Origin of the sequence: Ruegeria sp. HKCCE3926, assembly GCF_017872515.1 — a bacterium.
GTDB lineage: Bacteria > Pseudomonadota > Alphaproteobacteria > Rhodobacterales > Rhodobacteraceae > Ruegeria.
Genome location: NZ_JAEDOU010000016.1, coordinates 1 through 11,923, shown reverse-complemented (window position 1 = coordinate 11,923; position 11,923 = coordinate 1). Strand labels below are relative to the sequence as shown.

Below are 11,923 nucleotides of genomic sequence, written 5' to 3'. Positions count from 1 at the left end.
GGGCAGACAGCCCCCCTTGCGCACCCTATCAGAAATCCAGATCAGCGTAATGGGGCGGCGGTCGGAACCCTGGCACCTGATCCGCCAGTATTGACCGAAATGCCGGTCGAGACTTGATCTTGGCATACCAGTCCTTGACCACCTGGCTGCGGTTCCAGTCCACGTCCGAGATGTAATCCAGCGAAGACAGATGTGCCGCGGCCGCAAAATCCGCCAATGTCATCTGATCCCCCGCCAACCAACGGCGGTGATCCAGCAGCCACGCCATGTAATCCAGATGGTATTTGATCGCCTTGGCACCCTGTTTGACATTCTTGCTGTCCGGATACCCCTGTCCTGTCACCTTTTTGTTCACTCGCTCATACAACAGCTTCGATGTCACCTCGTGGTGAAATTTGTCGTCGAACCACCCGACAAGGCGTCTTACTTCGAATCTGGCTTCGGGGGTTTTCGGCATCAAAGGTGGCTCTGGGCGGGTTTCTTCGATGTATTCGCAGATAGCCGCGCTTTCCGACATGATCTGCCCGTCCAGACGCAATACAGGCACTTTTCCCGCCGGGTTGCGCCGCAGAAAATCAGGATCCTGTTCCCAGTATCGCTCTTCTACCAGCTCAACCTCGATCTTCTTCTCCGCCAGCGACAGACGGACCTTACGACAATACGGAGAGAGGGGAACGTGAAACAGACGCGCCATGAACTTCCATTCGAACCAGTGAATACCCGACAGATTTAGCCTTGGCAGATAGCGGGTTTCAATCCTCGAAACAATCTGCGCGACCATCTGCGCGGATGGTGGCCGCCCCATCGAGGATCGAAGCCGCCCGTCTGCGGGTGCGCGCAGTCGGATCCGTGACCGATCGGTTGCGCGGGGACGGCAGGATTGCCGCAATCCGCGCCGCTTGAACCGAAGTCAGCTTTGCCGCGCTGGTGTTGAAATAGCGTTGCGCCGCAGCTTCGACCCCGAATACGCCATTTCCGGTTTCGGCGACATTCAGATACACCTCAAGAATACGCTGTTTGCTCCAGAATATTTCAACCACCGGCGTGATCGAGGTTTCCAAAGCCTTGCGCACCCAGCTGCGACCCTGCCAGAGGAACACATTCTTCACCACCTGTTGCGTGATGGTCGAGGCACCACGATTGCCGCCATCCTCAAGCGCATCGCGGATGGCTTCGACGTCAAAGCCCCAATGCAGGCAGAAATTTGCGTCCTCGGCTGCAACAACTGATCTTGCCATGATCGGTGCCATGTCTTCGATCGGAACCCATTCGCGTTCAACCTTTCCCAGCCGGCGCCATTCCGACCAGATGGTGTGGGTGACAGGAGGGTTCACCACCGAATAAATCAGGACCAGAGCAACCACGAGGCCCAGAACCGCCATGACCGCTCGCGTTGCCCAGCGGCGAATCTGCCGCGCCACTGGTTCCTTCTTTCTGGATGCCTTGCGTTTTTTTCCGCCGGATTTGCGGGCTGCTTTCTTCGCCATGTCTCAGCTATACGACGCAAGGTTCCGGTTTGAAACGGCCTAAATCGCGAAAGCGCGCGCCTCGCGCGGATGAACGATCGGGCGCGCGGTTTTCAGCGACATCGGATCAAGCCCGGTCAACTCGGGAAACAAGTGCAGCACTTCGCTTTGTGTTTCGCGATCCGAAGCCGACAACGCGTGCCCGGGATAATAGCTTTCGCTTTTCGCTCCGTTGGCGAAAACGATCTCATGCTGTTTGAACAACAGATGGAAATATTCAACCTCACCGCCCTCGACCCGTGTCACGGTGTCATCGTTGACCATAGTATGCGCCGGAACCAGCGCTTCGGTATGGCCGAACAGAAAGGACGCCTGCCAGTCTTCGATCAGCATCCGGTGCTGCGGTGAAACCAGCAAGGGGCGATCCAGACCGAACACCCCGGCATCGAAACGGATTGGAGCCAGTTTGCCTTCGGCTGCGACGGTTGTACACCCAACCCAGATCAAGGGTTGTGGTCCGTGATCCACCGTGATGACCAGATCACCAACCTTCAAATCCTCAACCGCGCGCTCACCTTCCGGTGTGGCGATCATGGTCCCGGCCGTAAAGCACGGCGGCCCAAGGTTACCGACATTCAGCGGGCCTGACGTGTTAACAAAAGTGGTCGACACCAGCGTTCCGGGCTGCAGCACCTGGCCGTCTGTGGGGGTGAAAGCCCGAGACCCATCGGCCAGGTAGAAAGTGGTTCCTGTATAGGTCACGTTCCCAACGCCTGACACGTTGATCGTTACAGTATCGCCTGGCCAGGAATTTGTAACGTCTTGCCCGTTGACCGTGTCACCACTGGGTGCGTCAATAAGATTGTCATCATTCGCATCAGTCAGGGTGAAATTGCTGACCGCGACTGCCGTCCCCGCTGGTGGCGGGCTTGCAGGATCAAAGGTGAAGAACTGATCGCGATATGTCGTTGGCATCCTGTTGCCCCTACTCTGTCACCATTAGAAACCGAAACAGGCCATGGCTAACACTACAAGGTGAAAAAAGCATGGCGAAATTCGGGAGAGCAGGCAAGAATTCCACTGAAACCCCACAATAATCAGGGCCCCGCGTGCTGTAAATAGCACGCGGGGCCAGTATTTTGATGGAATTTAGGCTTACTCGGCCGGAACTGCCGTGACTTCTTCGCTCAGCGGGTGGCAGAGTTTGTTGAGCATTTCTTTGGGACAAACCTGTAGGAAGTTGCCCTTTTCCACGTCCCAATGCTGGAGAATATCCGCGGCCTTGCGGCTGTAGGTCTCCTCGGCGTGACGCGTGATCAGGGCTTTCAATTGATCCACCCAATGGTCCACGGTGACCGGGCAGGTCACAAGCGTTTCCTTGTTCATCAACGCTTCGGCCTTGCCTTCGGGATCATACAGATATGCCATGCCACCGGTCATCCCGGCACCGAAATTGGCCCCGATGTCACCAAGTATCACGGCCACGCCGCCGGTCATGTACTCACACCCGTTCGAGCCACATCCTTCAACCACAACTTTGGCACCCGAGTTGCGCACGGCAAATCGTTCACCCGCGCGGCCAGCCGCGAACAGATGGCCGTCAGTTGCACCGTAGAGAACCGTGTTGCCGATGATCGTGTTGTCGTCCGCCTTCAGCGGGCTGACCTGCGGCGGGCGCACAACGATCGTGCCGCCAGACAGGCCCTTGCCAACATAGTCATTGGCATCCCCCGACACTTCCAGCTTCAGACCCGGAGCCGCGAAAGCCCCCAAGGACTGACCGGCCGAACCCTGAAGTTTCACGTGCAGGTGGTCATCCTGGAACGTGTTCCGCATGCCAAAATTCTGCACAATGTGGCTGGAAATGCGGGTTCCGACGGTGCGGTGCGTGTTCTGGATGGCATATGACAACTGCATCTTCTCGCCATCCTTCAGGAACCGCGCCGCATCGCGCACGATCTCGGCATCCAGCGTGTCGGGCACGGCGTTCCGATCCTTGTCGCGATTGTACACGATGTTATGCGCACCATCGACGGTGATCAGCAGCGGGTTGAGATCCAGATCGTCCAAATGCGCCGAACCCCGGCTAACCTGCGCCAGCAGATCGGCCCGACCGATGATTTCATCCACGGAACGCGCGCCAAGGCTGGCCAGCAGCTCGCGCACTTCCTGCGCGTAGAAGGTGATCAGGTTCACCACCTTGTCGGCGTTGCCGGTGAACTTGGCGCGCAGGGATTCGTCCTGCGTACAGACACCAACCGGGCAGGTGTTCGACTGGCACTGACGCACCATGATACAGCCCATCGCGATCAGGGCGGCGGTGCCGATGCCGTATTCCTCGGCCCCCATCATCGCCGCCATGACGATGTCGCGCCCGGTACGCAGGCCGCCATCAGTGCGCAGAGTCACCCGGTCGCGCAGGTTGTTCATCGCCAGAACCTGATGCGCCTCGGTCAGGCCCATCTCCCATGGCAGACCGGCATATTTGATGCTGGTCGCGGGTGAGGCACCCGTACCGCCATTGTGCCCCGAGATCAGGATGATATCGGCCTTCGCCTTGGCCACACCGGCAGCGATCGTGCCAACGCCGGAAGACGCCACCAGTTTCACCGTCACCTTGCAGCGCGGGTTGATCTGTTTCAGGTCATAGATCAGCTGAGCCAGATCCTCGATCGAGTAGATGTCATGATGCGGCGGCGGCGAGATCAGCGTAACGCCCTTGGTCGAGTGCCGCAGACGCGCGATCAGGTCAGTGACCTTCATGCCCGGCAGCTGACCGCCCTCGCCCGGTTTCGCCCCTTGGGCAACCTTGATTTCCAGCTCTTCGCACTGGTTCAGATATTCGGCAGTCACACCAAACCGGCCCGAGGCCACCTGCTTGATCTTGGCCGAGGGGTTGTCACCATTCGGCTCCGGCACGAAATGCGCCGGGTCTTCACCCCCTTCACCACTGTCGGATTTCGCACCGATCCGGTTCATCGCCACGTTCAGCGTCTTGTGCGCCTCAGGCGACAGCGCGCCCAGCGACATGCCCGGCGTGACAAAGCGCTTGCGGATCGAGGTGATCGATTCAACCTCTTCGATCGGCACCGGTTTACCCAATGGTTTGAAATCCATCAGGTCGCGCAGATGGATCGGCGGGTTCGATTGCATCTTGGCAGAATACTGTTTCCACAGCTCATAGGACGCCTTGTTGCACGCCATCTGCATCATATGCATCGAGGTCGCTTCCCACGCGTGGGTTTCACCCGATTTCCGTGCCTTGTAGAAACCACCGATCGGCAACACGTCCAGACCACTGTTCCAGCCCTTGGCGTGGATTTCTTCGGCCTTTGCCTGGATACCCTTGACGCCGATGCCGGAAATACGGCTGGTCATACCCGGGAAATACTCGGCCACCATCGCGCGGCTCAGGCCAACAGCCTCGAAATTTAGACCGCCTCGATAGGACGAGATCACCGAAATCCCCATCTTGGCCATGATCTTCAACAGGCCCTGGTCGATGGCTTCGCGATAGCGCGCGACATTTTCGGTCAGGGTACCGTCCAGCAGCCCACGATCGATACGATCGGCCAGCGAGTCTTCGGCCAGATAGGCGTTCACAACGGTCGCGCCACAGCCGATCAGAACCGCAAAGTAATGCGGATCGACACATTCAGCCGAGCGTACGTTCAAGGAACAGAACGTCCGCAGGCCCTGACGGGTCAGGTGTGAGTGCACTGCGCTGGTGGCAAGGATCATCGGCATTGCCACCCGATCTTCACCCGAGTTCATGTCGGTCAGCACCAGATGCCCGGCGCCAGACCGTACCGCCTCTTCAGCTTCGGCTCTGACACGTGCCAAAGCAGCGCTCAGCGCACCTTGACCGGGCTCAAAGCTGCAATCGATCTCGGCCAGCGGAGCGTTGAGGTGCCCAACCAGTTCATTCCATTGTGCGTTTCCGACAAAGGGGCTTTCCAGAACGATGATCTCGGTCTGGCTGCTGTCCTCATCCAGCACGTTCTTCAGGTTCCCGAACCGGGTTTTCAAGGACATGACGCGGTATTCGCGCAAACTGTCGATCGGCGGGTTGGTGACCTGACTGAAATTCTGCCGGAAGAAATGGCTGAGCGGGCGGTATTGCTTGGACAGAACCGCCGAGGGCGTATCGTCACCCATGGACGCCAGCGCCTCTTTGCCGTCTTCGGCCATGGGCGCAAGAATCTGCTCCAGCTCTTCGACCGAATAGCCTGCCGCGATCTGGCGTTTGCGCAGATCTTCGCCCGAGAATATCGGCTTTTCGGTCACACCTGCCAGCGCCTCGTCCAGATCGTTGATCTTGCCGACCCACTCGCCAAACGGCAATGCGCTCGCCAGCTTGTTCTTGATCTGGGTGTCGCGATACAGCTTGCCCTTTTTCATGTCGACAGCCAGCATCTGACCGGGGCCCAGCGCGCCTTTTTCGGTCACTGTGGACTCATCAATCGGCACCATGCCGGCCTCGGATCCTGCAATGACCAGACCATCGCCAGTCACGACGTAACGCATCGGACGCAGGCCGTTGCGGTCCAGTCCAGCACAGACCCAGCGGCCATCCGTCATGGCCAGCGCGGCGGGGCCGTCCCACGGCTCCATCACCGAGTTGCAGTAGGAATACATGTCGCGCCAGGCCTGCGGCAGTTCCACCGCCTGTTTCGACCAGCTTTCCGGAACCAGCATGGTTTTCGCCATGGGCGCCGAGCGGCCCGCGCGCACCAGAACTTCGAAAACCGAGTCCAATGCGGCCGAATCCGACGATCCTCCGGCGATGATCGGCTTGATATCCTCGGCATAATCCCCAAACGTCGAGGACGCCATGCGGATCTCGTGGCTTTTCATCCAGTTGATGTTGCCTTTCAGCGTGTTGATCTCGCCGTTATGGGCCAACATGCGGAACGGCTGCGCCAGCCACCATTGCGGGAAAGTGTTGGTGGAATAGCGCTGGTGGTAGATTGCGAAGGCGGATTCAAACCGTTCGTCCATCAGGTCGGGATAGAAGACGGCAACCTGCTCGGCCAACATCATGCCCTTGTAGATGATCGAACGGCACGACAGCGACGCCAGGTACAGCCCGGAAATACCCGCAGCCGAGGCGGCCTTTTCAATACGGCGACGAATGACATAGAGCTCGCGCTCGAAGGTCTCTTCGTCCACACCTTTGGAATTCGAGATCAGGATCTGCTCGATCTCGGGCCGGGTGGCGTTGGCTTTTTCACCCAGACAGGTGACATCGACCGGCACGTGACGCCAGCCATAGATGTAATAGCCCATGCGCAGAACTTCGCTTTCCACGATGGTCCGGCACTGTTCCTGTGCGCCAAAGTCGGTGCGCGGCAGGAAAACCTGACCAACAGCGATCAGTTCGTCCAATTTGGGCTCGTGGCCTGTGCGCCGGATCTGATCGTAGAAAAACGAGACCGGAATCTGCACGTGAATGCCCGCGCCATCACCGGTCTTGCCGTCAGCATCAACCGCGCCGCGGTGCCAGATCGCCTTGAGCGCGTCGATACCGGCATCAACGACCTTGCGCGACGCTTTCCCATCCACGGACACAACAAGACCCACACCGCAGGAAGAATGCTCTTCTTCCTCGGAATAGAGACCATTTTCAGCCATCCATTTGCGCTTGGCTTCTTCGGCCCGCACCCAATCGGCATCATATTTGGTCATTGGCTGTCTCCTTCGTCAGAGGGGGCGTACATGGCTTCGACCTCGGCTTTGGTCATCTGCCGGCGTTCGCCTGCGAACGCGTAGCCCTGGGGCTTTTTGTCAATGTAAAGTTCAAGTTTCAGCGGGTTGCCTGCGGCGTTGTCAAACAGACCTGCCGCCATTTGCGTCTGGCCGTGCATCTCGCCCGGGAGCGTGATCCGATACCAAAGCGCCGAGCCGCAATCGGCGCAAAAGGCGCGCTCGGCCCAGTCAGAGGAAGTGAAAGTTTTGACCGGTCCAAGCGCGGCATAGCCTTCTTCGGCCTGAAACGTCACCAGCATGGAACTGGTCCAGCGCCGGCACTGGTCGCAATGGCAGGCCCCCAGCGCATCCCGCGCCGGAGTTGCCGTCACCGTAACTGCGCCACACATGCATTGGCCTTGCAATTCAGGCATTTCGAAGCCTCCTGATCGCCGGGATTATTCGGCCGCAACGGCAGATTTAGCATTGAAGCGTTCGATGATCGCATCAGCGCAGTCACGACCGTCCCGGATCGCCCAGACCACCAGCGAGGCACCGCGCACGATGTCACCGATTGCATAGACTCCGTCCATTTCGGTCTCGCCGGTTTGGAACGCCGCCTTGATCGTACCCCAGCGGGTGACTGGCAGATCAGGTTGTCCGAACAGCGTCGGCAGGTCTTCAGGTTCGAATCCAAGCGCCTTGATCACAAGATCGGCGTCTTCGACATAGTCCGCGCCTTCAATCACTTCGGGGGCCTGACGACCGGATGCGTCTGGCTGTCCCAAGCGCATCTTCTGAACGATAACACCTTTGACCGTGTCTTCACCCGTGAACCCTTTGGGTGCGCTGAGCCATTCGAAGATCACGCCTTCTTCTTCAGCATTCTGCGTTTCACGCTGTGACCCCGGCATGTTGGCCCGGTCCCGGCGATACAGACATTTGACAGAAGTCGCGCCCTGACGGATCGAAGTGCGCACGCAATCCATCGCAGTGTCACCGCCGCCAATCACGACGACTTTTTTGCCGTCGGCGTTCAAGCGACCGTTGTCGAATTCTTCGACCTCGTCGCCAAAGCTTTTCCGGTTCGAGGCTGTCAGGAAGTCGATCGCCTTTTCGATCCCGGCCAGACCGCTGCCCGGCATTGCCAGGTCGCGCGACTTGTAGACACCGGTCGCAATGATAACGGCATCATGCCTGGCCCGGATTTCTTCGAACTTGGCCGCATCCACGTCGCAATTCAGAACAAACTCGACCCCACCATCAGCCAACAGGTCATTGCGGCGCTGAACAACGTCTTTTTCCAGTTTGAACCCCGGAATGCCATACATCAGCAGGCCACCGGCCCGGTCATAGCGGTCGTATACCGTGACCTGGATACCAGCCTGGCGCAGCGTGTCCGCAGCGGCCAATCCACCAGGGCCTGCACCAATGATACCTACGCTTTCAGCGCGTTCGGCCGATGGAGCAACCGGCTGGACCCAGCCTTTTTCCCATGCGGTATCCGTTATGTATTTCTCGATCGAACCAATCGTGACCGTTCCATGGCCCGACTGTTCGATCACGCAGTTGCCCTCGCACAGGCGGTCCTGCGGACAGATGCGCCCGCAGATCTCAGGGAAAGTATTGGTGGCCTGACTTACCTGATAGGCTTCTTCCAGGCGTCCGGTCGCAGTCAGGCGCAACCAGTCGGGAATATTGTTGTGCAACGGGCAATGCGACTGGCAGTAAGGAACACCGCATTGGCTGCACCGACTCGCCTGCTCGGCTGCTTTTTCAGCGGCGAACTCGGAATAGATCTCGTCAAAGTCGTCCTTGCGGTCATTGGCAGCACGCTTTTCCGGCATGACGCGGTCGATCTGCACAAATTTCAGCATCGGTTGCTTGGCCACGGGTCAGACTCCATGAATTGGCTAGGTTCCGCTTCTTTACGGGATGCGCTTTTGGATGAAAAGTCAATTATACTGACCTAAATTGAAAAAATGCAGCGTGCCTTCAAGAAAAGTGGAAAATAATTGGAAGTTTTAGATCCGATTCGGACCTATATGCGCGCTTTCCTTTTTTTCATCGCCCTTATACCCATAACCCACAAAGAACACGTGGCAGCAGCACGGCAGGGCAGATGAGTTTGTTTCACCTGATTCTCGTAGCAATCATTCAGGGAATCACTGAGTTTTTGCCCATATCCTCATCTGGTCACCTGATCCTGCTGCCCAACCTGTCGGGCTTGCAAGATCAGGGACAAGCCATTGATGTCGCGGTGCATGTGGGAACCCTGGGCGCCGTGGTGCTGTATTTCTGGTCGGATGTAAAACAGGCCCTTGCCGGGTTGCCGCGCGCGTTGACCGGGCGGGGTGACACACCGCAGGCCCAGCTTGCTCTGTGCCTGATCGTTGCAACTGTTCCTACCGTGATCGCGGGCCTCATTCTGCATGTCACCGGGTTGAGCCAGGCCATGCGCTCGATCACGGTCATCGGATGGACAATGCTGGGTTTCGGTCTGCTGCTGTATTGGGTGGATCAGAGGGCTCCTGAAACCAAAGGGACAGAAAACTGGGGAATACGCGACGCGCTCATCATGGGTCTGTGGCAGGTTCTTGCCCTGATCCCAGGCACGTCCCGTTCCGGGATAACCATAACCGGCGCGCGGCAATTGGGATATACCCGTGAAGACGGCGCGCGGATCGCGATGTTGATGTCGATCCCGACAATCCTGGCGTCGGGCACACTGCTGGCACTGGATGTGGTGCGCGACGCCGATATGCAACTGGCCCGGGATGGGGCCGTTGCAGCGCTGTTTGCCTTTCTTTCGGCCCTGCTGGCGCTCAGCCTGATGATGCGGCTTCTGCGCAGCGTCAGTTTCACACCCTACGTCATCTACCGCGTCATTCTTGGCGTAGTACTTTTGATCATGGCCTACAGCTGATCAGATACGCAGGTTTTTGGCCGAGTTCTGAATGTCGTCATACTGACCCGAGGGGCGGAATTTCCACAGGTATTCCGGCAACACCGATTCCAGCGTGGTCGGCACGATCCCAAGGTCTGCAAAAGACTTTGCGCCCTCGGCGACAACATTGTCGTGACGCAGGTTCTTAAGCTGATCGCGCGTCAGAATGTTGTTGGGGAACAGCTGGAAGCTGACAAATTTAACGATATCCAGCACACCCGCCATAATCCGCGCGGCAAAGAACGGCAGGCCGATGATGACGCGGCGACGGTGAATCACTTCAAGCATCTGCTGCATCAAGGCACGAAAGGTCTTAACCTCGGGGCCACCAAGCTCGTAAATACCCGGCTCTGCCTGCCCCAGAACGCCTTTGACGGCAGCTTGCGCCACATCGTCTACGTAAACCGGCTGGAATTTTGTGTCGGCCCCGACCAGAGGCAGGAACGGTCCCATGCGGGTCATTCCGGCGAAACGGTTGAAGAACTGGTCTTCGGTTCCAAAGATCACCGAAGGACGCAGGATCACGGCGTCTGGCATATGTTTCAACACGCTCGCTTCACCATGTGCTTTGGTCCGGGAATACGCGCTGGCTGAATTCGCATCCGCACCGATGGCCGAGATATGAACCATCCGCTTGATGCCCTGCTCGGCCGCCAAACGCGCGATGCGTTCAGCTCCTTCGGCCTGCACGGTATCAAACCCGTTCTTGCCAAGTTCGTTCAGCACACCCACGCAGTTCACAACCGCATCGGCGCTCTGCATCGCCAGCGCCACCGAGGCGTCATCCCGAATATTGCACAGCACCGGTTCGACCTGACCCACGGCACCATAGGGTTTGACGAACATGGCCTCGTTCGGACGACGTACAGCCACCCGGACACGCCACCCCTCTTTCGCCATGCGCCGCGCGATGTAGCGACCGACAAATCCCGATCCGCCAAAAATCGTCACCAGTTTCGACATGAGAGGGCTCCTGCTGAGAAATTGCGCCCTAGAACTAGCGCCCGCAGGCCAGTCAAACAAGGCGCTAATTCGCCGCGACAGTGTTGAAAACCATGCGCGAAAAACACCGGCCGGGAACCGAACTCAAAAAACTTTAAAAAATCTCACCGAATCTGGTTGACGCCCCCCGCGACTAGGCTTAAACGCCCCTCCACGACACCTGCCCAGGTGGCGGAATTGGTAGACGCGCTAGCTTCAGGTGCTAGTGTCCGTATGGACGTGGAGGTTCGAGTCCTCTCCTGGGCACCATTTTCCTTTCGAAAATCATCAATAAGCTATTGAAATGATGGTTTTCTTAAATTTTTGAGGGAAATCGATCCGCAGCCCTGTTTCACATTTTGTAGCACAAACCAACAAAGTTGGGTGTGGCCCTAGTCACACATTGCAAGAAACATTGTGGGTCCGCATGCACCCTCTGTGATGTGCAGCACAAACCACAAGAAGACGCGATTTCCACGAATCCAACCTATCACCGAATTTGCGGTTGTAGTTGGCAGGTGGACTTTCAAATCTGTCGGCAACGCTGAAATCAAACCGCCGCCAGCTTGGTTGCTAGCGGCGGCACAGCGCTTTGGTAGTTGTTTTTGGATTGCTTGAATGCCTGTTGTATCTAGCCTGACAGAGCGATTGCCTTGATCCTGGCCTTTGTGTCCATTTTCCGGCGGCAAGCTTCAATTTCCCGCTCCAACCTCTCGAATATTGGAATGTACAGGTCGCCGTCAGGGCGAATTTGAATAGCCTTGGCAATGTATGCTTGGTATCGCTCTAGGGTCAGGACCCATTGATTTTCAGCGAGCGGCATGATTCACGGCTGAAAACC

The 11,923-nt window shown here is 57.7% G+C and carries 8 protein-coding genes and 1 tRNA gene; 2 read left to right on the top strand and 7 right to left on the bottom strand.

Annotated elements, in window-relative coordinates:
* Positions 1–28 precede the first annotated feature (28 nt).
* The 6 genes from I9184_RS20615 to I9184_RS20590 all read right to left on the bottom strand — a co-directional run bounded on the left by I9184_RS20615 (position 29) and on the right by I9184_RS20590 (position 9,046).
* Positions 29–694: a glutathione S-transferase family protein gene (locus tag I9184_RS20615; protein ID WP_171635778.1), complete on the bottom strand. Its 666-nt coding sequence runs from the start codon at positions 692–694 to the stop codon at positions 29–31.
* A gap of 58 nt (positions 695–752) precedes the next feature.
* Positions 753–1,487 carry a monofunctional biosynthetic peptidoglycan transglycosylase gene (gene mtgA / locus I9184_RS20610; protein ID WP_171723966.1) on the bottom strand — a complete coding sequence of 245 codons (735 nt, stop codon included), beginning with the start codon at positions 1,485–1,487 and terminating at the stop codon, positions 753–755.
* Between the two features lie 39 nt (positions 1,488–1,526).
* Positions 1,527–2,441 (bottom strand): Hint domain-containing protein, encoded by a 915-nt coding sequence (locus tag I9184_RS20605; RefSeq protein WP_209835597.1) that lies wholly within the window; start codon positions 2,439–2,441, stop codon positions 1,527–1,529.
* A 180-nt stretch (positions 2,442–2,621) separates the two neighbouring features.
* Positions 2,622–7,154 carry a glutamate synthase large subunit gene (gltB, locus tag I9184_RS20600; protein WP_209835596.1) on the bottom strand — a complete coding sequence of 1,511 codons (4,533 nt, stop codon included), beginning with the start codon at positions 7,152–7,154 and terminating at the stop codon, positions 2,622–2,624.
* Complete coding sequence (locus I9184_RS20595; protein WP_152459664.1) at positions 7,151–7,588, bottom strand: GFA family protein; 438 nt, start codon at positions 7,586–7,588, stop codon at positions 7,151–7,153. The genes gltB and I9184_RS20595 overlap by 4 nt, the downstream gene beginning before the upstream one ends.
* Before the next feature lie 24 nt (positions 7,589–7,612).
* On the bottom strand, positions 7,613–9,046 hold the full coding sequence (locus I9184_RS20590) for an NAD(P)-dependent oxidoreductase (protein WP_171723969.1): 1,434 nt from the start codon (positions 9,044–9,046) through the stop codon (positions 7,613–7,615).
* Between the two features lie 230 nt (positions 9,047–9,276).
* Here I9184_RS20590 and I9184_RS20585 point away from each other — a divergent pair, with 230 nt between their 5' ends.
* A complete protein-coding gene (locus tag I9184_RS20585) occupies positions 9,277–10,080 on the top strand; it encodes an undecaprenyl-diphosphate phosphatase (protein WP_209835595.1) in 804 nt (267 codons plus the stop codon).
* Here the strand turns inward: I9184_RS20585 and I9184_RS20580 are convergent, their stop codons facing one another.
* On the bottom strand, positions 10,081–11,064 hold the full coding sequence (locus I9184_RS20580) for a complex I NDUFA9 subunit family protein (protein ID WP_209835594.1): 984 nt from the start codon (positions 11,062–11,064) through the stop codon (positions 10,081–10,083).
* A 201-nt stretch (positions 11,065–11,265) separates the two neighbouring features.
* Between I9184_RS20580 and I9184_RS20575 the strand changes: the two genes are divergently transcribed.
* Positions 11,266–11,352, top strand: a tRNA-Leu gene (locus tag I9184_RS20575).
* Positions 11,353–11,923: the final 571 nt, after the last annotated feature.

Coding starts and splice junctions, on each gene's coding strand:
- I9184_RS20595 (WP_152459664.1), bottom strand. CDS start 7,588: ATGCCTGAATTGCAAGGCCAATGCATGTGTGGCGCAGTTACGGTGACG.
- gltB (WP_209835596.1), bottom strand. CDS start 7,154: ATGACCAAATATGATGCCGATTGGGTGCGGGCCGAAGAAGCCAAGCGC.
- mtgA (WP_171723966.1), bottom strand. CDS start 1,487: ATGGCGAAGAAAGCAGCCCGCAAATCCGGCGGAAAAAAACGCAAGGCA.
- I9184_RS20605 (WP_209835597.1), bottom strand. CDS start 2,441: ATGCCAACGACATATCGCGATCAGTTCTTCACCTTTGATCCTGCAAGC.
- I9184_RS20585 (WP_209835595.1), top strand. CDS start 9,277: ATGAGTTTGTTTCACCTGATTCTCGTAGCAATCATTCAGGGAATCACT.
- I9184_RS20615 (WP_171635778.1), bottom strand. CDS start 694: ATGGCGCGTCTGTTTCACGTTCCCCTCTCTCCGTATTGTCGTAAGGTC.
- I9184_RS20580 (WP_209835594.1), bottom strand. CDS start 11,064: ATGTCGAAACTGGTGACGATTTTTGGCGGATCGGGATTTGTCGGTCGC.